The 22,062-nt window shown below is 67.1% G+C and carries 21 protein-coding genes; 17 read left to right on the top strand and 4 right to left on the bottom strand.

Going from position 1 to position 22,062, the window contains the following annotated elements; all coding sequences use genetic code 11:
- Positions 1-16: 16 nt before the first annotated feature.
- The 3 genes from KF730_RS01375 to KF730_RS01365 are packed head-to-tail and all read left to right on the top strand — an operon-like array spanning position 17 to position 1,927.
- Entirely contained in the window at positions 17-826 is an 810-nt protein-coding gene (locus tag KF730_RS01375) for an ATP-binding protein (RefSeq protein ID WP_294091724.1), read from the top strand.
- A gap of 16 nt (positions 827-842) precedes the next feature.
- Positions 843-974 carry a hypothetical protein gene (locus KF730_RS01370; protein ID WP_294091723.1) on the top strand — a complete coding sequence of 44 codons (132 nt, stop codon included), beginning with the start codon at positions 843-845 and terminating at the stop codon, positions 972-974.
- A complete protein-coding gene (locus KF730_RS01365; RefSeq protein WP_294091721.1) occupies positions 971-1,927 on the top strand; it encodes a sensor histidine kinase in 957 nt (318 codons plus the stop codon). Before KF730_RS01370 ends, KF730_RS01365 begins: the two co-directional genes overlap by 4 nt.
- Positions 1,928-2,049: 122 nt before the next feature.
- Here the strand turns inward: KF730_RS01365 and KF730_RS01360 are convergent, their stop codons facing one another.
- On the bottom strand, positions 2,050-3,828 hold the full coding sequence (locus KF730_RS01360) for an ATP-binding cassette domain-containing protein (protein WP_294091720.1): 1,779 nt from the start codon (positions 3,826-3,828) through the stop codon (positions 2,050-2,052).
- A gap of 56 nt (positions 3,829-3,884) precedes the next feature.
- Between KF730_RS01360 and KF730_RS01355 the strand changes: the two genes are divergently transcribed.
- From KF730_RS01355 to KF730_RS01340, 4 genes are all read left to right on the top strand, one after another.
- Positions 3,885-4,241 carry a hypothetical protein gene (locus KF730_RS01355; protein ID WP_294091719.1) on the top strand — a complete coding sequence of 119 codons (357 nt, stop codon included), beginning with the start codon at positions 3,885-3,887 and terminating at the stop codon, positions 4,239-4,241.
- A 22-nt stretch (positions 4,242-4,263) separates the two neighbouring features.
- Positions 4,264-4,929 (top strand): response regulator transcription factor, encoded by a 666-nt coding sequence (locus KF730_RS01350; RefSeq protein ID WP_294091718.1) that lies wholly within the window; start codon positions 4,264-4,266, stop codon positions 4,927-4,929.
- A 178-nt stretch (positions 4,930-5,107) separates the two neighbouring features.
- Positions 5,108-6,415 carry a HAMP domain-containing sensor histidine kinase gene (locus KF730_RS01345; protein WP_294095634.1) on the top strand — a complete coding sequence of 436 codons (1,308 nt, stop codon included), beginning with the start codon at positions 5,108-5,110 and terminating at the stop codon, positions 6,413-6,415.
- Between the two features lie 66 nt (positions 6,416-6,481).
- Positions 6,482-7,303, top strand: coding sequence for a hypothetical protein (locus KF730_RS01340; protein WP_294091717.1), 822 nt, complete (start codon positions 6,482-6,484; stop codon positions 7,301-7,303).
- On the opposite strand, the gene KF730_RS01335 is transcribed toward KF730_RS01340, so the two are convergent.
- The gene (locus KF730_RS01335; protein WP_294091714.1) at positions 7,300-8,289 is read right to left on the bottom strand and encodes an LLM class flavin-dependent oxidoreductase; all 990 of its coding nucleotides are present in this window, start codon (positions 8,287-8,289) and stop codon (positions 7,300-7,302) included. The genes KF730_RS01340 and KF730_RS01335 overlap by 4 nt on opposite strands.
- 65 nt (positions 8,290-8,354) lie before the next feature.
- Here KF730_RS01335 and KF730_RS01330 point away from each other — a divergent pair, with 65 nt between their 5' ends.
- The 5 genes from KF730_RS01330 to KF730_RS01310 all read left to right on the top strand — a co-directional run bounded on the left by KF730_RS01330 (position 8,355) and on the right by KF730_RS01310 (position 12,717).
- Entirely contained in the window at positions 8,355-9,023 is a 669-nt protein-coding gene (locus KF730_RS01330; RefSeq protein WP_294091713.1) for a pyrimidine 5'-nucleotidase, read from the top strand.
- Positions 9,020-9,835 carry a 2,3,4,5-tetrahydropyridine-2,6-dicarboxylate N-succinyltransferase gene (gene dapD, locus KF730_RS01325; protein WP_294091712.1) on the top strand — a complete coding sequence of 272 codons (816 nt, stop codon included), beginning with the start codon at positions 9,020-9,022 and terminating at the stop codon, positions 9,833-9,835. The genes KF730_RS01330 and dapD overlap by 4 nt, the downstream gene beginning before the upstream one ends.
- A 65-nt stretch (positions 9,836-9,900) precedes the next feature.
- The gene (locus KF730_RS01320) at positions 9,901-10,692 is read left to right on the top strand and encodes a hypothetical protein (protein ID WP_294091711.1); all 792 of its coding nucleotides are present in this window, start codon (positions 9,901-9,903) and stop codon (positions 10,690-10,692) included.
- A 41-nt stretch (positions 10,693-10,733) separates the two neighbouring features.
- Positions 10,734-11,510 carry a tryptophan 2,3-dioxygenase family protein gene (locus tag KF730_RS01315; protein WP_294091710.1) on the top strand — a complete coding sequence of 259 codons (777 nt, stop codon included), beginning with the start codon at positions 10,734-10,736 and terminating at the stop codon, positions 11,508-11,510.
- Positions 11,511-11,610: 100 nt separating this feature from the next.
- Positions 11,611-12,717: an aminotransferase class V-fold PLP-dependent enzyme gene (locus tag KF730_RS01310; RefSeq protein ID WP_294091709.1), complete on the top strand. Its 1,107-nt coding sequence runs from the start codon at positions 11,611-11,613 to the stop codon at positions 12,715-12,717.
- On the opposite strand, the gene KF730_RS01305 is transcribed toward KF730_RS01310, so the two are convergent.
- Both KF730_RS01305 and KF730_RS01300 read right to left on the bottom strand, forming a co-directional pair.
- Positions 12,704-13,132 (bottom strand): CoA-binding protein, encoded by a 429-nt coding sequence (locus tag KF730_RS01305; RefSeq protein WP_294091708.1) that lies wholly within the window; start codon positions 13,130-13,132, stop codon positions 12,704-12,706. The two genes, KF730_RS01310 and KF730_RS01305, sit on opposite strands and share 14 nt — an antisense overlap.
- A gap of 2 nt (positions 13,133-13,134) precedes the next feature.
- Positions 13,135-13,896 carry an Mrp/NBP35 family ATP-binding protein gene (locus KF730_RS01300; RefSeq protein WP_294095632.1) on the bottom strand — a complete coding sequence of 254 codons (762 nt, stop codon included), beginning with the start codon at positions 13,894-13,896 and terminating at the stop codon, positions 13,135-13,137.
- A gap of 267 nt (positions 13,897-14,163) precedes the next feature.
- Between KF730_RS01300 and KF730_RS01295 the strand changes: the two genes are divergently transcribed.
- The 5 genes from KF730_RS01295 to KF730_RS01275 all read left to right on the top strand — a co-directional run bounded on the left by KF730_RS01295 (position 14,164) and on the right by KF730_RS01275 (position 21,869).
- A complete protein-coding gene (locus tag KF730_RS01295) occupies positions 14,164-15,261 on the top strand; it encodes a protease modulator HflK (protein ID WP_294091707.1) in 1,098 nt (365 codons plus the stop codon).
- Complete coding sequence (locus KF730_RS01290) at positions 15,258-16,106, top strand: protease modulator HflC (RefSeq protein WP_294091705.1); 849 nt, start codon at positions 15,258-15,260, stop codon at positions 16,104-16,106. Before KF730_RS01295 ends, KF730_RS01290 begins: the two co-directional genes overlap by 4 nt.
- A gap of 108 nt (positions 16,107-16,214) precedes the next feature.
- Positions 16,215-17,714: a Do family serine endopeptidase gene (locus KF730_RS01285; protein ID WP_294091703.1), complete on the top strand. Its 1,500-nt coding sequence runs from the start codon at positions 16,215-16,217 to the stop codon at positions 17,712-17,714.
- An 82-nt stretch (positions 17,715-17,796) separates the two neighbouring features.
- A complete protein-coding gene (locus KF730_RS01280; protein ID WP_294091702.1) occupies positions 17,797-19,458 on the top strand; it encodes a helicase HerA-like domain-containing protein in 1,662 nt (553 codons plus the stop codon).
- An 80-nt stretch (positions 19,459-19,538) separates the two neighbouring features.
- Positions 19,539-21,869, top strand: coding sequence for a TIM-barrel domain-containing protein (locus KF730_RS01275; RefSeq protein ID WP_294091700.1), 2,331 nt, complete (start codon positions 19,539-19,541; stop codon positions 21,867-21,869).
- Positions 21,870-22,062: the final 193 nt, after the last annotated feature.

Below are 22,062 nucleotides of genomic sequence, written 5' to 3'. Positions count from 1 at the left end.
GCGCTATAGCGGCGGCGTGACCGATCCCCTCCTCCGCATCGCCGACGCACTCGAGCGACTCTCGCCGCCGCCCGCGCCGCCGGCCGACCTCACCGCGCACCCCGCCTATATATGGCGCGGCGATGCGCTCACGCCCGCCCGCGCCTTCGATCCGCTGCCGCTTGCCGTGCTGCACGGTGTCGATGCCCAGCGCGATGCCTTGCTCGCCAATCTCCAGCGTCTCGCCGCCGGCCATGCCGCGCAGGACGTCTTGCTGTGGGGGGCACGCGGCACCGGCAAATCCGCGCTGGTCAAGGGCGCGGTGGCGGCAGTTCAGGCCGGCGGCGGCAAGCTCGCGCTGGTCGAAGCCGCGACCAATCATCTCGGGACCTTGCCTTCGCTGTTCGCGACGCTCGCAAGGGCTGACCGGACCTTCGCGATCTTCCTCGACGATCTCGGCTTCGATGCCGCCGGTGACGCCCGCGCGCTCCGCTCCCTCCTCGAAGGCGGCGCCGAAGCGCGTCCGGCCAATGCCCGGCTGATCGTCACCTCGAACCGGCGCCACCTGGTCCCGCGCGACATCGCCGAGCAATCCTCGGCGATCAATCCGCGCGACAGCGTTGATGACAGCCTCGCTTTGGCCGACCGCTTCGGCCTCAGCCTCGGCTTCCATGTCGTCGATCAGGATACCTATCTCGACATCGTCCGCGGCTATGCCGAAGCGCATGGCTTGCCATTCGACTCCGCAGAAGCGGTTGGCTGGGCGACCCGGCGCGGCAGCCGCTCGGGGCGGGTCGCATGGCAATATATTGTCGATCTTGCCGGGCGTTCGGGGAAATCATTATGAATATGCACGATTCCGCATGATCGAGATCAAGGCGCGCGCGCGAATGCTTGACTTCGCCCGGTCACTCGCGCCTGACTACCCATTATGGGGCGAATTGGAGAACTCGATCTACCAGACCGGCTGGCGCCATCCGTTCCGCGCTGGTTGACGTCGATCGCCATCGGCCTGCTCGCCACCGCCTGCGCCGCGATCGCGCGCTTCGTCATGGATGCGATCGTGCCGGGCGCCGCCATCTTCCCGCTGATCTTTCCCGCGGCGATGATCGCCACCTTGTTCGCGCGCTGGCCGGCCGGCGCGACGTCCGGGACGATCTCGGTCCTGTACGGCTGGTATTATCTGTTCCCGGTCAAGAACTCATGGCGCTTCGAAAGTCCGGCCCAGGCGGTGACGATGGGATCGGTCGTGGTCGGCGTGATCCTCACCGTCGCGCTCGCGGAGATGTTCCGGCGGGCGGTGCGCAGCGCCGCCGCCGAGCGCGACCGTGAAGTCGCCGAGCGCGACCTGTTCCTCGAGGAATTCGATCACCGCGTGAAGAATAATTTCACGCTGGTCGCCTCGCTGCTCGACATGCAGCGCCGCCGCGCCGGCGAAGGCGAGACCGCCGATGCGCTGCAGGCGGCCTTATCGCGCGTCGAGAGCATCGCCCGTGCCCACCGCCATCTCTATCGCGGCAGCGGCACCGCGCCGGGCAGCGTCGACATGGCATCCTATCTGGGCGAGCTCTGCACCGCGCTTTCCGAAGCCCTGTTCCTGCGCGGGGCGATCACGCTCGATTGCTATTCGGATCATGCCGCCATCCCCCGCGACCGGGCGGTTTCGATCGGCCTCGTCGTCAACGAACTTGTCACCAACGCCGTCAAGCACGCCTTTCCGGGACGCGACGCCGGCCGCATCAGCGTCCGTTTCGAAGCCACCGAAAACGGCTGGCGGCTGACGGTCAGCGACAATGGCACGGGCATGTCGGAGGCCAAACGGACCAAAGGCCGCGACGGCGGCATGGGCACCCGCCTGATCGACGCTTTCGCGCGACAGGCGCACGGCACCGTCTCGACCCAAAGCACAGCCGAAGGCACGACGGTGACGGTCGAGCTGGAGGCATGATCACTCCCCTCCCTGACAGGGGGGTCGGGAGGGCCCGTCCGGGCAGTACGGAGAAGCTCGGTGTCGGCCTCGCCGTATACGGGCACGCCCCCTAATCCCTCCCCGTCAGGAAGGGGAATCAGCTACCCCAAGGCTTCGACCATCTCGGCCAGCTCGAGCCAGCGCATCTCCGCCGCGTCCTTCTCGTCGCGCAGCTTGCCGATGCCCTCGCTCAGCGCGGTGAACCTGGCCGGATCGCGGGTGTAGAGCGCCGGATCGGCCAGTGCCTCCTCGTCACGGGCGATCTGCTTCTCGATCTCCTCGATGCGCGCCGGCAGCAGGTCGTAATCGCGCTGGTCCTTGTAGCTGAGCTTGGTCGCCTTCGCCTTCGGCGTCTCCGGAGCCGCCGCCTTCGCCACCGGCTTCCTGGCCTCGGCCCTCGGCTTCCGCTTGGCTTCCCAGTCCATATAGCCGCCGGCAACGACATCGACCGTCCCCGAACCGTCGAGCCCGAGCGTCACCGTCACCGTGCGGTCGAGAAAGTCGCGGTCATGGCTGACGATCAGCACCGTGCCTTCATAATCGGCGATCACTTCCTGGAGCAGATCGAGCGTCTCGAGATCGAGATCGTTGGTCGGCTCGTCGAGCACCAGCAGGTTCGACGGCCGGGCGAATTCGCGCGCCAGCAGCAGCCGCGAGCGCTCGCCGCCCGATAGCGTGCCGATCCTGGCATCGGCCAGCGACGGCTCGAACAGGAACTCCTTCAAATAGCCGTGGATGTGCTTCTTGACCCCCAGCACCTCGATCCATTCGCCGCCCTGGGTCAGCACGTCGCGCACACTCTTGGCCGGGTCCATCAGCCTGCGCTGCTGGTCGATGATCACGCCGTCGAGCGTCTTGGCCAGCCGCACACTGCCTTCGTCGGGGGCCAACTCGCCGGTCAGCAGCCTGAGCAGCGTGGTCTTGCCCGCGCCATTGGCGCCGACAATGCCGATACGGTCGCCCTTGGTGATGCGCAGCGACAAATCCTTGATGATCGTGCGGTCGCCGAAGCGCTTGGTGACGTGCTTGGCATCGATCACCACCTTGGTCTGGGCGTCGTCGCTGCCGATCTGGATCCTGGCCGCGCCCGCCGGGCCCATCATCGCCGCGCGCTGGGCGCGCATCTCCATCAGCTTGGCCTTGCGCCCTTCGTTGCGGCGCCGTCGCCCGGTGACACCGCGCTGGAGCCAATGTTCCTCGATCTTCAATTTGGCGTCGAGCCGCTGGGCGTTGCGTTCTTCCTCGGCATAGACCTGCTCGGTCCAGGCATCGAACCCGCCAAAGCCCACTTCGGCGCGCCGGATGGTGCCGCGGTCGAGCCACAATGTCTGGCGAGTCAGGCGAGTGAGAAAGGTGCGATCGTGGCTGATCGCGACGAACGCGCCGGTGTAACGCGCCAGCCAATTCTCCAGCCAGTCGATCGCGGCGATGTCGAGATGGTTGGTCGGCTCGTCCATCAAGAGCACATCGGGATTCTGCGCCAGCGCCCGCGCGATCGCGGCGCGGCGCCGCTCGCCGCCCGACGCGGTCGCCGCCTCGCGGCTCAGATCGACGCCTAGCTGCCCCGCGATCGCCTCGACTTCGTAGCGTTGCGGCGCATCCTCGCCGCCGAGCGTGAAATCGAGCAGGGTCGGAAACCCCTCCACGTTCGGATCCTGTTCGAGAATCACGACATTGGTGCCCGGCTGGATGACGCGCCGGCCCTCGTCCGAATCGATCCGCCCGGCGATCAGCCGCAGCAGCGTCGACTTGCCCGCGCCATTGCGCCCGATCAGCGCCAGCCGGTCGCGCGCGCCGATATAGAGATCGAGCCCGCGAAACAGCCAGCCATGTCCCTGGACCAAGCCAAGGCCCTCATATGCAAGTACAGGTGCCGCCATGCGCGGCCCCCTAGCAACCTGACGGGCGTCTGTCGTCCCCGTTCAGGGGCTATTCAATGCGCGAACCCCATGGCAGACGCATGAAGATGCTGGCGAAACCGGTTCTGTGCGCATGTCTGCTGGCGATCCCGTTGCCAGCGGCTGCGTTTGCGCAACCGGCGCAGCCGGCGTTTTCGACGCCGCGCGACCGGGCGCAGGACAGCCAGGCCAAGCGCCGCAACCAGGTGCCGGGCATATCGGTGCGCGAGATCGAACGCCGCGTGATCCCCCAGATGCCGGGCGCGCAATATCTCGGATTCGATTACGATCCGTCTTCGGACGTTTACACGCTCAAATTCCTGCGCAATGGATCGGTGATCTGGGTGGACGTCGATGGCCGCACCGGCAACATCGTACGACGCTCGGGCAATTGAGCGCGCTGAGGGGAAACAGACCATGCGACTTTTGATCGTCGAGGACGAGCCGACGCTCGGCCAACAGCTCAAGAACGCGCTCGAAGGCGCGGGCTATGCCGTCGATCTCGCCACCGATGGCGAGGAGGGGCTCTATCTCGGCTCGAACGAGCAGTATGACGCGATCATCCTCGATCTGGGGCTTCCCGAGATCGACGGGCTGACCGTGCTCGACCGCTGGCGCAAGGAGGGCAAGGCGACCCCGGTGCTGGTGCTCACCGCGCGCGACAGCTGGTCGGACAAGGTCGCCGGGCTCGATGCCGGCGCCGACGATTATGTCGCCAAGCCCTTCCAGACCGAGGAGCTGATCGCCCGCCTGCGCGCGCTGATCCGCCGTTCCTCGGGCAACGCCTCCGCCGAATTGACCGCGGGCGACATCCGCCTCGACACGCGTTCGGGCAAGGTCACCAAGGCCGGCGAGCCGGTCAAGCTGACCGCGCAGGAATATAAGCTGCTCAGCTATCTGCTCCATCACAAGGGCAAGGTGGTCAGCCGTACCGAGCTGATCGATCATATCTACGATCAGGATTTCGATCGCGATTCGAACACCATCGAAGTGTTCGTGACGCGCATCCGCAAGAAGCTCGGCGCCGAGATCATCACCACCATCCGCGGGCTCGGCTACAGCCTGGACGAGCCGACCGCGTAACGCCATGCCCGGGCTCGGCCAGATGCTCGGCGGGCTTCGCCAGCGCCTCTCGGCCAGGCCCGTCGCCGCGCCCGACGCGCCGCACGAAAGCGCCGAGGATACCGCGCGCATCGCCCAGCCGGTGACCGAGCCGCAGCCGCGCCATTATGTCCGCGCCACCGGATCGGTCAGCCGGCGGATGCTGCTGGTCGCGATCGCCTGGATCATGCTGCTGCTCGTCGGCGGCGGCTACGCGCTCGATCGCGTGCTGGTCACCACCGTCACCCGCAATTTCGATGATCAGCTCGATTATCTGCTCAAGGCGATGATCTTCTCCGCCGAGCTCGGCCCCGGCGGCGAGGTCATCCTCAACCGCGAGCTCGCCGATCAGCGTTTCCTCGAATATAATTCGGGCGCCTATTGGCAGATCAGCGGCAAGGGCTTCGAGACCTTCCCGTCGCGATCGCTCTGGGACCAGCGCCTCAAGGTCGATCAGGTCCATAAGGACACCGACGTCCATGTTTACGACAGCACCGAATTTCCCGGCCAGGTGCTGCGCATCGCCGAGCGCGACGCGACGCTGCCGGGATCGAATGTGCGCTGGCGCTTCCAGGTCGCGCAGAGCCGCGAGACGCTCGACGGCCAGATCGCGACGCTGCGCACCACGCTGATCCGCAGCTTCGTGCTGCTCGGGCTCGGGCTGATGATCATGGTCGCGCTCCAGACCTGGTACGGGCTGTTGCCGCTCCGCCGGGTGCGATCCGAGATCGCCCGGCTGCGCGCGGGGCAATCGGCGCGGATCGAGAAGGCGATGCCCGCCGAAGTCGCGCCGATGGTCGAGGAACTGAACGCGCTGGTCGAGCATAACGACCGCCAGGCCGAGGAAGCGCGCCGCCACGCCGGCAATCTCGCCCATGCGCTCAAGACGCCGCTCAGCGTCATCATGAACGCCGCCGCCGCCGGCCAGCCCGATATGGGTCCGCAGGTGATCCGCGAGGCGCGGACGATGCGCCGCCAGATCGATCATCACCTCGCCCGCGCCCGCGCCGTCGGCCGCCGCGGCTCGGCGCACAGCCGCGCGCAGGTCTGGCCGTCGATCGAAGCGGTCGAGCGCGCGGTCGCCCGCCTCTATCCGCAGGTCCGCATCGATGTGGACGGGCCGAAGAACCTCGTCGCGCATATCGAGCGCCAGGATCTCGACGATCTGCTCGGCAATCTCGTCGAGAACGCCGCGAAATATGGCGGGGGCAGCGTGTTCATCACCGCCAGCGTCCAGTCCGGCTTTGTCGAGATCATGGTCGAGGACGATGGGCGCGGCATCCCCGAGGCCGATCGCATCCGCATCTTCGATCGCGGCGTCCGCCTCGACAGCGGCAAGCCCGGCACCGGCCTTGGCCTCGCCATCGTCCGCGACGTGGCCGAGATCTATGACGGCACCGTCAGCCTTGAGGAGAGCGAGGATCTCGGCGGGCTGCTGGTGCGGTTACGGCTGCCCGCGGCCTCATAGGGCAATGCGGCGAAGAATCGACGACCGAGGCTTGCCTGGCGGTGCATCATCGTTACGCCACACTCTATGCTGACCGCCCTTCTCCTGCTCGCCGCGCAGACCGCGCCCTGTGAAGCCCGCCTCGGCTCCTATGCCGATTGGAAGGACATTCCCGGACGGAACTGGGATCTTAGCCTGACTGCGCCCGGCGGCGGATCGGTCACGGTGATCGGCGCCCAGCATATGCGCGATCCGGCGCACAAGCAGTTCGCCCATATCGCCGAGCGCTTCGCCGCCGCCGCGCCCACGCGCGTTTTTTTCGAAGGCCCCGACCGCGGCACCGCGGAGAATGCCGATGACGCGATCCGCACGATGGGCGAATCGGGCTATCTCCGCTTTCTCGCCAAACAGGCCGGGCTGCCCGTCGCCTCGCTCGAGCCAGACCCGGTCGATCAGATCGCGGCGCTGCGTGACAGGTTCAGCCATGATCGCATCCTGATGTTCTTCGTGCTGCGCGAAGCCGCGCGGATCCGCGACCGGGAGGGAAAGAGCGGCGAGGTGCTCGACATGCTCGTCACCGCGATGCTCGCCAAGTCCGCGCCGCTGGTCGCCAAGGCAGGGCTGACCACCAGCATCACCGACCTCGCCAGCCTCACTGCCGCCGTGGCCCGCGAATGGCCTGGTCGCGACTGGCGCACCATGCCCGACAACTGGTTCTCGTCGATCGCACGCGATCCCGAAGCCGGGTTCCTGACCGCGATCGCCGCCGCCGACAGCGAGTTCCGTAACGCGCATATGCTGCGCAGCTTCGCGGATGCCGCGCTGAAGGGCGACAAGGTGTTCGTCGTGGTCGGGCGGACCCACGTGCCGATGCTGGAGCCGGGGCTGCGCTGCGCGCTCGCCGGCTAACGCCCCCGCATCGCCTCGGCCGCCAGCGTCAGGCTCTTCTTGCGCGCCTGGTGATCGAACATCGCGCTGGCGATCATCAACTCGTCGGCACCGGTTCTGGCGATGAAGGCGGCAATCTGCTCGCGGACCTTGTCCGGCCCGCCGACCGCACTGGCCGACAGGACATGGTCGAGCACCGCCATTCCCTGCGCGCCGAGGCTCTCGCGATAGCCGGGCACCGGCGGCGGCAGCTGGATACCGCGCCCGGTGGTGCGGATGGCGACGAACGCCTGCTGCTGCGACGAGGCGAGCAGTTCGGCTTCCGCGTCGGTATCGGCGGCGAAGACGTTGAAGCCGAGCATCAGATGCGGCTTGGCCAGCGCCGCCGAGGGCCGGAAGTTGCGGCGATACAGCGCGATCGCCTCCATCATCTGCCCCGGCGCGAAATGCGAAGCGAAGGCATAGGGCAGGCCAAGCGCGGCCGCGAGTTGCGCGCCGAAGGTGCTCGACCCGAGAATCCACAGATCGACTTTCGCGCCCGCCCCCGGCGTCGCGCGGATGCCGGTCTTGCCGTCATCGGCGAAGAAGCTCTGCAGTTCCATCACATCCTGCGGGAAAGCATTGGCGTCGGTTTCGAGATTGCGCCGGATCGCCTGGGCGACACGCTGGTCCGATCCCGGCGCGCGGCCCAGCCCGAGATCGATCCGGCCGGGAAACAGCGCATCGAGCGTGCCGAACTGCTCGGCGATCTGAAGCGGCGCATGGTTGGGCAGCATGATCCCGCCGGCACCGATGCGGATGGTCGCGGTCGCCGCGCCAACATGGCCGATCACCACCGCCGTGGCGGCGCTGGCGATGCCCTCCATGCCGTGATGCTCGGCAACCCAGTAACGGGTGTAGCCAAGGCTCTCCGCATGCCGCGCCAGATCGGCGGCGTTGGCGAAGGCCTGGGAGGCGGTGCCGCCCTGGACGATGGGGACGAGGTCAAGCAGCGAGTAAGCGGTCATGGTTCGACAAATGGGGTGGCGTTCGCGCCCTTGCCACCCCGGATGACGCAGCTTAACGCGCGCCCATGAAAGCCGCGCTATCGCATATCGAGAACTGGATCTTCGATCTCGACAACACGCTCTATCCGGCGAGCGGCGACCTGTGGACGCAGATCGACGCCAGGATTGGCCAGTACGTCCAGACCTTGCTGAAGTGCGGGCCCGAGGAAGCGCATCGCATCCAGAAGGGCTATTTCCACAGTCACGGCACGACGCTGAACGGGTTGATGACCGAGCATGCTGTCGATCCGCATCATTATCTCGACGCCGTGCATCAGGTCGATATGAGCGGGCTTGAGGCCGATCTGGCGCTCGCCGAAGCGTTGATCCGCCTGCCCGGCCGCAAGCTGATCTTCACCAACGCCAATGCGCCATACGCCGCTGAGGTGCTCGAACGGCTCGGGATGAACGACACGTTCGAGGCGATCCACGATATCCACCAGTCCGACTATCGTCCCAAGCCCGATCCGCTCGCGTATGAAAGCATGTGCGCGGGCTATGGCATCGATCCGCGGGCCAGCCTGTTCGTCGAGGACATGGCGCGCAACTTGAAGCCCGCCAAGGCGATCGGCATGACCACCGTGTGGATCGACAACGGCTCAGAGCAGACCGACGATTCGGACCGCAGTTTCATCGACTACACGATCACCGATCTCGGAGCCTGGCTCCACGACATCCTGGAGGACCAAGCGTGACTCTCGAAGCGACCATCGACGCCGCCTGGGAAGCCCGTGCCGATCTCTCGACCGCCACACAGGGCGAGGTCCGCGATGCGGTGATGGAAGCGCTCAACCTGCTCGACAGCGGCGAGGCGCGTGTCGCCGAGCCGGTCGGTAACGGCTGGCAGGTCAACCAGTGGCTCAAGAAAGCGGTGCTGCTCAGCTTCCGCCTCAACGACAATGCGGTGATGCCGGCCGAATGCGGCGGTGTCGGCTTCGACAAGGTACCCTTGAAGACCGCCGGCTGGAACGATGCCCGCTTCCGCACCGCCGGCTTCCGCCAGGTTCCCGGCTCGATCGTCCGCCACGGCGCGCATATCTCGAAGGGCGTCGTGCTGATGCCGAGCTTCGTCAATATCGGCGCCTATGTCGGCGAGGGATCGATGGTCGATGGCTGGGCGACGGTCGGCAGCTGCGCGCAGATCGGCAGGAACGTCCACCTCTCGGGCGGCGTCGGCATCGGCGGCGTGCTCGAGCCGCTCCAGGCCGATCCCGTGATCATCGGCGACGGCGCGTTCATCGGCGCGCGTGCCGAAGTGGCCGAGGGCGTCCGCGTCGGCGAAGGCGCGGTGCTGTCGATGGGCGTCTATCTCGGCGCATCGACCAAGATCGTCGACCGCGCCACCGGCGAAGTGCATCGTGGACACGTGCCCCCCTATTCGGTGGTCGTCCCCGGCACGCTTCCGGTCAAGGACGGCGGCCCGGGGCTGTACTGCGCGGTGATCGTCAAGACGGTCGATGCCCAGACGCGGAGCAAGACCGGCATCAACGAGCTGCTGCGCGACTGATCCGCCATTGCCTCAACCGGTCCCGCGTGAAATGCTGTCCGCGCACTGAGCGGGGGGGATAGCGGATGACCGGGCAACGCGTGGATCTGCTGACGATGGCGGGCATCGGCATGGCGCTGATGCCGCTCCTGACCATGTGGCACGAGATTGGCGGCCACGCCGCGGCCTGCGCGGTCCAGGGCGGGCATGTCGCCACCATCGGCGCCTTTTACGTCGAATGCACCGGCCTTAGCGGCATCGCCGACATCATCGTCGCGCTGGCGGGCGTTACGGTGAACGCGATCCTCGCCTGTATCGCCTATCTGCTCTGGCGCGGCGCCAAGGGCGATCGGGCGCGGCTGCTCCTATGGCTGATCTGGGTCAGCGAAAGCTTTGTCGCAGCCGGCTATTTCTGCTTTTCGGGCGCGACCGGGTTCGGCGATCTCGGCACGGGCGAAGGCGGCAGCCTTACGGGGATGCCGATGCCGCTCGCATGGCGCGTCGGCGAGTTCGCGTTCGGCGTGATCGCCTATATCCTGCTGGTTCGCGCCGCGATCCGCACCCTCACCATCATGCTCGGCGATTCGGAGGAGACCGGAAGCGCCCGGCGCCGCATCGCGCATGTCTATTACGCGACCGCCGGGCTCGCCGCGGTGGTGGTCGGGCTGATGAACCCGGTCGGTATCGTCATCACGATCATGTCGGCGGCGGCATCCTCGTTCGGCGGGCTGGCGGGCTTTATATCGATCGGCTTCGCTACCCCGCACGGCACCGAAACCCGGCCGTTCGTGCTGGCGCGCAGCTGGCCGCTCCTCCTGTTCGGGATCGCCTGCCTCGCCGCCTTCGCGATCCTATTCGGGCCCTCGCGAAACTTCTGAATCGGTAGCCAATCGCGCGCGATCGTCCTAGCGATACGGTCATGACCGAACCCCAGACCACTCCGATGACCTATGGCCGCTACCTCGCGCTCGACCAGCTGCTCGACGCGCAGCATCCGATCTCGGACCGCGACGACGAGCTGCTCTTCATCATCATCCACCAGACCAAGGAGCTATGGCTCAAGCAGATGCTGGTCGAGCTGCGCGACGCCATCCAGCTCGTGCGCGCCGACAAGCCGGTCGAGGCGTACAAGAACCTCGCCCGGGTCAGCCGCATCCAGGCCGTGATGACGCTGAGCTGGGACGTGCTCGCGACGATGACGCCCAGCGACTACACCCGCTTCCGCGAGGTGCTCGGCACCTCCTCCGGTTTCCAGTCCGATCAGTTCCGCGCGGTGGAGACCCTGCTCGGGGTGCGCGGCGGCGGCGTGCCCGGCCCGCTCACCGATGCCGCCAAGGCCGCGCCGAGCCTGTGGGACGAAGCCAATGCCGCGCTCGCCCGCGCCGGCTTCACTGTGCCCGCCGAGACGCTCGAACGCGACTGGGCGGAGCCCTATCGGCCGAGCAAGGCGGTCGAGGATGCCTGGGCCGAAATCTATCGCAACCCGCACCGATATTGGGAGCTCTATCAGCTCGCCGAGAAGCTGGTCGATGTCGATGACGCCCTTGCCACCTGGCGCCACAAGCACGTCATCACCGTCAGCCGCGTCATCGGCATGAAGATGGGCACCGGCGGCACCGCGGGCGTCCCCTATCTCGAATCGACGCTGTCGAAGCGCGCCTTTCCCGAGCTCTGGTCGCTCAGGACCCAACTTTGATCCGGGAATGTCACCTGCGTGCGCCTGCGAAAGCAGGAGCCCGGGGTCACAGGCCGATCGCTTGCCGCCCTGCGCTCCTGCTTTCGCAAGGGCACGGCGCATGAGCTACAAGCGCCTCTTCCAGCGCGCCTTGGCCGCCGCGCCCGAACGACTCCATTTCGCCGCCCATTCGCACCATCTCTGGCCCGATGCGTCCTATGTCGGCCAGCTCGCCGCCTGGGACGACGCCGCGCGCCTCGCGGACCGCAAATGGGAACGGGTGATGGGTGAGATCTGGCCCGCCGCGCAGGCCCATGTCGCCGCCGAACTCAACCTGCCCGACCCCAACACGATCGTCTTCGCGCCCAACACGCATGATCTGCTGCTGCGCATCGTCTCGGCCCTGCCAAACCGCCCCTTACGCATCCTGACCAGCGACGGCGAGTTCCACAGCTTCCGCCGCCAGGCGGCGCGCTGGGAGGAAGCGGGCACCGCGATCGTCGAACGCGTGCCGATCGAGCGCCTGCCGTCGCGGGCGGGCGCGGGCGAGCACGACCTGATCTTCGTCAGCCATGTCCAGTTCGGCACCGGCAGATATTTCCTCGAGGCGGAGTATCTCGCCTCGCTTGCCCGGCCCGAAGGTCCTTGGGTGGTGATCGACGGCTATCACGCCTTCATGGCCACCGAAGTCGATCTGTCAGCGATCGCGGACAAGGTCTTCTACCTCGCCGGCGGCTATAAATATGCGATGGCGGGCGAGGGCTGCGCGTTCCTCCACGCGCCACCGGGCTTCGGCGCCCGCCCCGAGATCACCGGCTGGTATGCCGAGTTCGACGATCTTTCGCTGCCCCCGGGCCAGATCGGCTACGCCCCCGATGCCCGGCGCTATATGGGCTCGACCTTCGACCCTTCGGGCATTTACCGCTTCGTCGCGGTGCGCGACATGCTCGCCGAGGAGGGGCTGGCCACCGCGACGATAGCCGCGCATACCGCCCGGCTGCGAGCGCAGTTGCTCGCCGATCTCCCGCTGAAAGGCGAGGTGATCAGTGCGGCGTCCCCGGCCCGCTTCGTGGCGCTGCGTTCGCCCCACGCCCAGCGCTGGCAGGCCGAGCTGGAGGCGCAGGACATCATCACCGACGTGCGCGGCGATGTGCTCCGCATCGGCTTCGGTCTCTACCAGGACGCCCGCGACGTCGACGCGCTGCTGGAAGCGCTCAGCCGGCTCTAGCGACGCCCAGCCGGGGGATTTCGATCTTGGGGCAACGGTCCATCACCACCTTGAGCCCCGCCGCCTCGGCACGCGCGGCGGCTTCCGCGTTGATCACGCCGATCTGCAGCCACACCGATTTGGCGCCCGCCGCGATCGCCTCGTCCACCGCCTCGCCCGCAGCCTGTGGACGCCGGAAGATATCGACCATGTCGATAGGCTCGCCGATCTGCGACAATTCGCGGAACACGAACTCGCCGTGGATATGCTCGCCGGTGATCTGCGGGTTGACCGGGATCACCCGGTAGCCGCGGCTCTGGAGATAGGCCATCACGCCATAGCTTGGGCGGTCGGGGCGGTCCGACGCGCCGATCATCGCGATGGTTCGCGTCTCCTCGAGCAGCGCCCTGATATCCTCGTCACGCGTCAGCGGCATGTTCAGCCTCCCAGCCAGCCATTCACCTTGTCGGCTATCTGAGCAAACACCTGCGCCTCGGCCCCGTTCCCGGCGGCGGGCGGCGTGCCCGCGTCGGAAGCGGCGCGGATCGCCATTTCGAGCGGCACGCGGCCGAGGAACGGGATGCCCAGCTTCTCCGCCGCCGCTTCCGCGCCGCCCTTGCCGAACGGGTCCGATACCTCGCCGCAATGCGGGCAGGCATAGCCGCTCATATTCTCGATCAGGCCGATGATCGGCACCCCGGCCTTGCGGAACAGGTCGATCGCGCGCGTCGCATCGATCAGCGCCAGGTCCTGCGGCGTCGAGACGATCACCGCACCGGCCGGCTTGTGCTTCTGGATCATCGTCAGCTGCACGTCGCCGGTACCCGGCGGCAGATCGAGCACCAGCAATTCGGCTTCGCCCCAATCGCCGTCGACCAACTGACCGAGCGCCCCGCCCGCCATCGGCCCGCGCCAGGCGATCGCCTGTCCTTCGGCGACCAGCCCGCCCATCGACAGCAAAGGCACGCCATAGGGCGTCTCCACCGGCAGCAGCGTCTTGTCGCGCGCCTTGGGCCTCACCCCATCCACCCCCATCAGCCGCGGCTGCGAGGGGCCATAGATATCGGCATCGACCAGCCCGACCTTGCGGCCGGCATTCTTGAGCGCGATCGCGAGATTGGCGGCCACGGTCGATTTGCCGACCCCGCCCTTGCCGCTCGCCACCGCGATCAGGCGCCGCGTGCGCCGCTCGCTGGTCATCAGCACGCGAATTTCCCCGGCGCCTTCGACACCGGCGGCCGCGAACCGGACATCGGCCTCAAGCTCCGTCCGCGCGGCTTCGCTGAGGCCGGTCACGTCGAGAACGATATTCGTGCGCCCGTTTTCCAGCCGGGCGGTGGCGCGGCCCGCCGCGACGGGATCGAGCGCGGCCTGAATCGTTGCACTGTCGGTCATTATGTCCGCCAGATAGGCACACAATCGCGGCGCGCCACTGTAAATCCGCTGCGGCACCCCTATAAAGCATGTATGGCAAACCTTTCGGGCTGGCGATCATGGGCCGGCGCTCTCAAGAACGAACCTCCCAAAAGCCCCTGGGGCGCCGGCTCCGGTAGCGGCGGGGACAAGGGCGGCGGCGATGGCGGCGGCCCGCGCAACCCATGGTCGCTTCCCCCCGGCGGCAAGCGCCCCGGCAAGGGTGCCGCGAGCGCGCTCGACGAATTGTTCCAGCGCGCACGCCGCGGCGGCGGTTCGGGCATGCCCGGTATTCCGCAGGGCAGCCGCTTCTGGGGCCTGGTTGTCGGCGCGCTGCTGTTCGGCTGGATCGCCTTCACATCGGTCCACTCGGTCGGCCCGCAGGAGCGCGCGGTCGTCCAGACCCTCGGCCGTTTCTCCGGCACGCTCGAGCCAGGCTGGCGCTTTACCCTGCCGGCGCCGTTTTCGGTCGTCCAGACGATCGACGTCCAGGCGATCCGCGACGAGAATTTCCCCAAGAGCGGCGGCGAGAATCTGATGCTCACCGGCGATCAGAACATCGTCGATCTCGCCTATCTGGTGCAGTGGAAGGTGCGCAGCGCCTCGGACTATGTGTTCCAGGTCAAGAGCCCGCAGGAAACCGTCCGCGACACCGCCGAATCCGCGATGCGCGCGGTCGTCGCCAATGCGACGCTCAACGACACGATCACGTCGGGCCGCGCCAAGATCGAGGGGCAGGTGATCCTGCTGATGCAGCAGATCCTCGACGAATATAATTCGGGGATCCAGATCCAGAGCGTTTCGATCCAGAAGGCCGCCGCTCCGCAGGCGGTGGACGAGGAGTTCAAGCAGGTCACCGCCGCGCAGCAGCAGGCGCAGGCCGCCAAGAACAACGCCAACGCCTATGCCCAGCAGGTGCTCGCCGCCGCGCAGGGCGACGCCGCCGAGTTCGACAAGATTTATGAGCAATACAAGCTCGCCCCCGACGTCACCCGCCGCCGCATCTATTACGAGACGATGGAGCAGGTGCTGAGCAAGACCAACAAGACGATCGTCGAGGCGCCCGGCGTCACCCCCTATCTGCCGCTGCCCGGTCTCGCCCGAAAGGGCGCCGAGCCTGCCGACAAGCCCGCTCAGGGAGCCACGCGATGACCGCCTTTCGTAGCCCCATCGCCATGGCCGTGGCGGGTGCGATCCTGCTGGTGCTGCTCTTCAGCTCCTTCTCGATCGTTCCCGAGACGCGCCAGGCCGTCGTGCTGCGGCTCAACGAGCCGTACCAGACGGTCAATGCCTATAAGCGCGGCGAGCAGTTCGGCCGCACCGGCTCGGGCGTGCTGTTCCACATCCCGTTCATCGATCGCGTGGTGTGGGTCGACAAGCGCGTGCTGTCGCTCGACCTGTCCAACCAGCCGGTGTTGTCGACCGATCAGCAGCGCATCGAAGTCGATGCGTTCGCGCGCTTCCGCGTCGTCAATCCGCTGCGCATGGCGATCACCGTCGGCTCGACCGATCGCCTGACCGAGCGGCTCCAGCCCTTGTTCAGCTCGGCGCTGCGCAACGAACTCGGCAAGCAGCCCTTCTCGGCGCTGCTCAGCGCCGAGCGTGGGCAGGTGATGGACAATATCCAGAAGAACCTGCAGGCGTTCGGCACCCAATATGGCGTCGAGATCGTCGATGTCCGGATCAAGCATGCCGATCTGCCGACCGGCTCGCCGCTCGACAGCGCCTATGACCGGATGCGTACCGCCCGCCAGCAGGAGGCGGCGACGATCCGCGCCCAGGGCCAGAAGGACGCGCAGATCATCCGCGCCACGGCGCAGGCCGAGGCGGCGGAAATCTATGCCGCCGCGTTCAACAAGGATCCGAAATTCTACGACTTCTACCGCGCGATGCAGTCGTACCGGAGAACCTTCCTCGATCCGGCGGCGGACAAGGGTGAAACGTCGATCATCCTCAGCCCGCAGAACAGCTATTTGAAGGAGTTCATGGGACGCTGAAGCAGGCGGCCAAAAGCCTGTCAAAACGTTCATATTCAATTGCCGTTCAGGAAAGCGGCGCAAGATATGCCCCAATTTCGCTTTGGACCTTTGAGAGGATTCACGCCCGTGCGTTACGCCTACGCTCTTACCACTGCCGTGCTGCTTGGTGGCGCCGCCACCGCCCTGACGCTCAACGTTCCCGCCGGCGCGCAGACCGCGCAGAACGAGCCCGGCACGATCCAGGCGAGCACGCCGCGTCCCGGCGCGCCGATGAGCTTTGCGGACATGGTCGCCAAGCTTCAGCCGGCGGTGGTCAACATCTCGACCACCCAGCGGGTGAAGGTCCAGAGCGTCAATCCGTTCGCGGGCACGCCGTTCGAGCAGTTCGGGCCGCAGGGCGGGCCGACCACCCAGAAGGCCGAATCGCTCGGCTCGGGCTTCATCATTTCGGCCGACGGCTATGTCGTCACCAACAACCATGTCATCTCGGCGGGCAACCAGAAGGGCGTCGTGGTCGAATCGATCACCATCACCTTGCCCGATCGCCGCGAGTTCAAGGCCAGGCTGATCGGCAACGACGCGCTCTCCGACCTCGCCGTGCTCAAGATCGACGGCCAGACCAACCTGCCGTTCGTCAAGTTCGGCGATTCGACATCGACCCGCGTCGGCGACTGGGTGGTCGCGATCGGCAATCCCTTCGGCCTTGGCGGGTCGGTCACCGCCGGCATCGTCTCGGCGGTGCACCGCACCGGCCTTGGCCAGTTCGACCGCTTCATTCAAACCGACGCCTCGATCAACCGCGGCAATTCCGGCGGCCCGATGTTTGACCTCAACGGCGCCGTCATCGGCATCAATTCGCAAATCTATTCGCCGACCGGCGGCAATGTCGGCATCGGCTTCGCGATCCCCGCCGAACAGGCGCAGCCGATCATCGCCACCCTGATGAAAGGCGCGGCGGTCAAGCGCGGTTATATCGGGGTGGGCATCCAGCCGCTGACCCCGGACATCGCGGACGCATGGGGTGTCGACAAGGGCTTTGGCGAGATCATCCGCGATGTCCGCCCCGGCGAGGCCGCCGACAAGGCCGGCATCAAGCGCGGCGATGTCGTCGTCAAGATCGGCGGCAAGGACGTCACGCCCGACCAGACCCTGTCGAACCTGACCTCGTCGCTGACGCCCGGCTCGCGCGTGCCGTTCGAGGTGATCCGCGACGGCAAGCGTCTGACGCTCAACGTCACGCTCGGCGAACGCCCGCCCGAGGATCAGCTGCGCCAGCTCGATCCGTCGGATGACAGCACCATCCCCGATGGCGACAGCGGTTCGATGGCCGCGGCCTCGCTCGGCCTGCAGATGCGGACGCTGGCCCCCGACGAGGCGCGCCAGCTGGGCCTAGACCCGACGACGCGCGGCGTGCTGGTGCTCAACATCGCTCCCAACAGCGATGCCGCGAGCAAGATCCAGCGCTACGACGTCATTACCGAGGCCAATAACCAGCCGGTCACGACCGCGGCCCAGATCGCCGCGATCGTCGCCAATGCGAAACGCGCCGGGCGGCCCACCGTCAGCCTGTACATCCAGCGCCGCGGCGGCGGCAGCGGCTATGTCGGAGTCGAGATTCCGCGCTGATCTGCCGCGCTCCCCTTGCGGAAGCACTGGAAACATCGCCCGTCTTTCCCCTATGTCTGGCGCTCTGGATAAGGAGCGTAGCATGGCGGGAGAGACGGGCATTTTCATGGGCGCCGCGAGCGGCACGCCAATCGCGCTCAACCTCAAGCGCGCCAACCGCCACGGGCTGATCGCGGGCGCGACCGGCACCGGCAAGACCGTCACCATCCAGGGGATGATCGAGGGCCTGTCCGCCGCCGGCGTCCCCTGCTTCGTCGCCGATGTGAAGGGCGACTTGTCCGGTCTCGCCATGGCCGGCTCACCCACCGGCAAGATGCACGACATCTTCGCCGCCCGCGCCGCCGAGATCGGCCAGAGCGACTGGGCCTATGCCGACACCCCGGTGCAATTCTGGGATCTGTACGGCGAGCAGGGACACCCGATCCGCACCACCGTCAGCGAGATGGGCCCGCTGCTGCTCGGCCGCCTGCTCGACCTCAACGACGTCCAGGAAGGCGTGCTCACCATCGCCTTCACCCTTGCCGACAAGGAAGGGCTGCTGATCCTCGATCTCGACGATCTCCAGTCGATGCTGGTCCATTGCGCCGAGCGCGCCGACGAGCTGACCGCGACCTATGGCAATGTTTCGAAGCAGTCGGTCGGCGCGATCCAGCGGTCGCTGCTCCAGCTCCGCAGCCAAGGCGGTGAGCATTTCTTCGGCGAGCCGGCGCTGTCGATGGAGGACTTCCTCACCCTCGACGACAAGGGCCGCGGCGTCGTCAATATCCTCGCCGCCGACAAGCTCATGGCCAGCCCCAAGCTCTACGCCACCTTCCTGCTGTGGCTGCTCTCGGCCCTGTTCGAATCGCTCCCCGAGGTCGGCGATCCCGACAAGCCCAAGCTCGCTTTCTTCTTCGACGAGGCGCACCTGCTGTTCGACGGCGCCCCCAAGGCGCTGCTCGAAAAGATCGAGCAGGTCGTCCGCCTGATCCGCTCCAAGGGCGTCGGCGTCTATTTCATCACCCAGAACCCGATCGACGTCCCCGACACCATCGCCGGCCAGCTCGGCAACCGCGTCCAGCACGCGCTTCGCGCCTTCACCCCGCGCGATCAGGCCGCGGTCAAATCGGCGGCGACCACCTTCCGCGCCAATCCCGGGGTCGATGTCGCGACCATCATCACAGAGCTCAAGGTCGGCGAGGCGCTGGTCTCGATGCTTCAGGAAGACGGCGCCCCCGCGCCCGTAGAGCGCGCGCTGATCAAGCCGCCCGGCTCGCGCGTCGGCCCGGTCACGCCAGTGGAGCGCGGCGTCCTGATCCAGACCGATGCGATCGGTACCAAATACGACACGCGCATCGATCGCGAATCCGCCGAGGAGCTGCTCGCCGCCAAGAGCGCCGAGGCCGCCGCCGCGGCCGCCGAAGCCCAGGCTGCCAGCGACGCCGAAAAGGTTGCCGCTGTCCAGGCCAAGGAAGATGCCCGGCTCGCCAAGGAAGCCGAGCGCGCTCGCCTCGCCGAACAACGCGACGCCGACCGTCAGGCCCGGCTCGACCGCCAGGCCCAGCGCGACGCCGAGCGCGCCGCCGCCGCCAACCCTTGGAACCGTGCGATAAACTCCGCCACCCGCTCCGCCACCTCGGCGGCGGGCCGCGCCGTCGCGGGCGAAGTCTCGAAGGCGGTGTTCGGCAAGAAGAGCGGCATCGGCGCCAGTGTCATTGGCGGGCTGGTCCGCGGCGTGCTCGGGGGATTGTTCAAGGGAAGGTGACCGCCCCGAAAGTCTCGCTTGCGCAACGATGTTAGCGGTAGCAGACTTGGCGCCGATGCAATCCTGGGGGTGAGGATCTGATGGGCGCCGGCAAGATTCTCACATTCCTGGTCGCGGGCATGCTCGGCATATCGTCGGCGGCCGCCCAGCCCAGCACGCTCGATCGCCATGGCGGGCTGGTCTCGATCGAGACCTACGCCCCCAATATCGTCCACGTCACGATCGCGCTCGACCGCGCCGAGCTCGAAAGGGGCCCCGGCCCCGGCTTCATCGCCAAGCCCGACGCGCGCGGCTGGGCGCACCGCACGGACGCCTCGGGCGATGTCTTCACCTCCTCCGCGCTGGCGGTGACCATCGACGCCAAGCCCTTCCCCAAGGCGCCGTCGATGATGGAGCGCTATTTCCTGCCCTCGCTGCCGCCGGTCTCGGTCACGATCCGCCGCGCCGACGGCCGCGAAGTGACGCGGATGGACGGCTGGGAGATGGTGCCCCACGAAGTCAATGGCGAAGCGACCTTCCGCGTCGGCGCCAGCTTCGCCGACCGGCCCGACACCCATTATTACGGACTCGGCCAGAACCAGGAGGGCATCCTCGATCTGCGCGGACGAACGATCGACTGCCGCCACAATTACGATGCGCCCGCCGGCGAGACCGTGTGCGTCCCCTTCCTTGTCACCAACCAGGGCTATGGCATCGTCTGGGACAATCCCTCTGTGACCACCGTCTCGCCCGGCCTGCACAGCAGGACCAGCTTCCAGTCCAGGGTCGGCGAGCGCGTCTCGTTCTTCCTGATCACCGGCGACACCACCGACGATCTCTACGCCGGCTATGCCTTGCTCACCGGCCAGACCCCGCTGCCGCCCAAGGCCGCCTTCGGCCTGATCCAGTCCAAGGCGCGCTACGAAAGCCAGGCCGAATTGATGGGTATCGCCGATGGGTATGCCAAGCGCGGCTATCCGCTCGACGTGATGGTGCTCGACTGGTTCCACTGGACCCGGATGGGCCAGATGGACATCGATCGCGCCTATTTCCCCGATCCGCAAGGGATGAACAAGCAATTGCACGATCGCGGCATGCGCTCGATCCTCTCGGTGTGGCCGCGCTATGAGCGCGAGGGCCGCTACCACGACATGCTCGTCGCCAAGGGCTGGCTGCTCAAGGACAGTAGCGGCAATGCGGTCGAGGGGCTGCCCCTGCGCTCGGACCGCGCCGGGGCCCTGCTCGACAGCACCAATCCCGAAGCCCGCGCCTGGTTCTGGGACCGCATCCGCGACAATCTCGCCAGCCAGGGCTTCGACTGGTTCTGGCTCGACGAGACCGAGCCCGATCTCGTCCCCTCCGGCCATTTCTATTCGATCGGCTCGGGCGACCGCTATTATAACCTCTACCCCTTGGTCCACACCGCCGGCGTCGCCGAGGGTTCGGCCAGGGATCGGCCAGGCTTCCGCAACCTGATCCTCGCCCGCGCCGCCTATCTCGGCGCGCAGAAATCGGGGGCGATCTTCTGGACGGCGGACGTTCATTCGACCTGGGAGGCGCTGCGCCGTCAGGTCCCCGCCACGCTCAACATGGCGGCAAGCGGCATCGCCTATACCAGCAGCGACACCGGCGGCTGGATGTGGCCGAACGGGCCGGAAGCGCAGCGGCCGGTGCTGGTCGATCCGGCCGGCGCGACCGCGATGGCGCCGTCCTACAAGGACTATCCCGAGCTGTTCGTGCGCTGGTTCCAGCTCAACACCTTCACCCCGACCCTGCGCATCCATGGCCAGCGTCCGGCCACCGCGATCTGGGAATATGGCGCCGCCGCCGAGCCGATCCTCGCCGAGTATCTGCGCCTGCGCTACCGGCTGATCCCCTATCTCTATTCGCTCGGCCACGGCACCTGGCGCTCGGGCGCGCCGTTCATGCGGGCGCTGTTCATGGATTTCCCGAAGGACGCCCAGGCCGCGACGATCGGCGACCAATATATGCTCGGCGCGGCGCTGCTGGTCGCCCCGGTGACCGAGCAGGGCGCGACCAGCCGCCGCGTCTATCTGCCGCAGGGCACCGACTGGTACGATTGGTGGACCGGCGCACGCCACGCCGGCGGCACGTGGATCGATGCGTCGGCGCCGATCGACCGCATCCCGTTGTTCGCCCGCGCCGGGGCCATCGTTCCGCTCGGCGCCGATGTCGCCAATACCAGCGTCCGCCAGCCGCTCACCGAGATCCGTGTCTTCCCCGGCGCCAGTGGCAGCTTCACGCTGTTCGACGATGACGGCACTAGCGACGCCTATAAGGCCGGCGGCGGCCGGTCGGCGGTGCTGCGCTGGGACGATGCCGCGCAGCGGTTGAGCGTCTCGGGCAAGCTGCCGACCGGGCAGGACGCCCAGGCGCTGCTGCGCGTGGTTCCCGGTCGGACGACGAACTGACTCCTCAAAAAATCGCTGTCCTACACCGCCGACAAATGCCACGCTGACGCCATGAGCCTACGCTGTTCGAATGCCGATGTGCCCAGCCGTCTCGCCGGCGCGTTGCCCAACCCTGGAGTTGTCGGGTCGCGAATGTTGAGTCCCCCAAAAACACTAAACTTCCTCAACATTCGCATCCTCAACATTCGCATTT

It is taken from the genome of Sphingomonas sp. (assembly GCF_019635515.1).
Classification (GTDB): domain Bacteria; phylum Pseudomonadota; class Alphaproteobacteria; order Sphingomonadales; family Sphingomonadaceae; genus Sphingomonas.
Note: the sequence above shows the minus strand (reverse complement) of the source record. Positions and strands in the feature narration are given on the sequence as shown.

Bases quoted from the DNA above. Each gene is read 5' to 3' on its own strand.
- KF730_RS01310 (WP_294091709.1), top strand. From the start codon at position 11,611: ATGAGCTACAAGCGCCTCTTCCAGCGCGCCTTGGCCGCCGCGCCCGAA.
- KF730_RS01360 (WP_294091720.1), bottom strand. From the start codon at position 3,828: ATGGCGGCACCTGTACTTGCATATGAGGGCCTTGGCTTGGTCCAGGGA.
- KF730_RS01305 (WP_294091708.1), bottom strand. From the start codon at position 13,132: ATGCCGCTGACGCGTGACGAGGATATCAGGGCGCTGCTCGAGGAGACG.
- KF730_RS01345 (WP_294095634.1), top strand. From the start codon at position 5,108: ATGCTGCTGGTCGCGATCGCCTGGATCATGCTGCTGCTCGTCGGCGGC.
- KF730_RS01300 (WP_294095632.1), bottom strand. From the start codon at position 13,896: ATGACCAGCGAGCGGCGCACGCGGCGCCTGATCGCGGTGGCGAGCGGC.
- KF730_RS01330 (WP_294091713.1), top strand. From the start codon at position 8,355: ATGAAAGCCGCGCTATCGCATATCGAGAACTGGATCTTCGATCTCGAC.
- KF730_RS01335 (WP_294091714.1), bottom strand. From the start codon at position 8,289: ATGACCGCTTACTCGCTGCTTGACCTCGTCCCCATCGTCCAGGGCGGC.
- KF730_RS01280 (WP_294091702.1), top strand. From the start codon at position 17,797: ATGGCGGGAGAGACGGGCATTTTCATGGGCGCCGCGAGCGGCACGCCA.
- KF730_RS01370 (WP_294091723.1), top strand. From the start codon at position 843: ATGATCGAGATCAAGGCGCGCGCGCGAATGCTTGACTTCGCCCGGTCA.
- KF730_RS01315 (WP_294091710.1), top strand. From the start codon at position 10,734: ATGACCGAACCCCAGACCACTCCGATGACCTATGGCCGCTACCTCGCG.
- KF730_RS01340 (WP_294091717.1), top strand. From the start codon at position 6,482: ATGCTGACCGCCCTTCTCCTGCTCGCCGCGCAGACCGCGCCCTGTGAA.
- KF730_RS01350 (WP_294091718.1), top strand. From the start codon at position 4,264: ATGCGACTTTTGATCGTCGAGGACGAGCCGACGCTCGGCCAACAGCTC.
- KF730_RS01320 (WP_294091711.1), top strand. From the start codon at position 9,901: ATGACCGGGCAACGCGTGGATCTGCTGACGATGGCGGGCATCGGCATG.
- KF730_RS01355 (WP_294091719.1), top strand. From the start codon at position 3,885: ATGCGCGAACCCCATGGCAGACGCATGAAGATGCTGGCGAAACCGGTT.
- KF730_RS01295 (WP_294091707.1), top strand. From the start codon at position 14,164: ATGGCAAACCTTTCGGGCTGGCGATCATGGGCCGGCGCTCTCAAGAAC.
- KF730_RS01275 (WP_294091700.1), top strand. From the start codon at position 19,539: ATGGGCGCCGGCAAGATTCTCACATTCCTGGTCGCGGGCATGCTCGGC.
- KF730_RS01290 (WP_294091705.1), top strand. From the start codon at position 15,258: ATGACCGCCTTTCGTAGCCCCATCGCCATGGCCGTGGCGGGTGCGATC.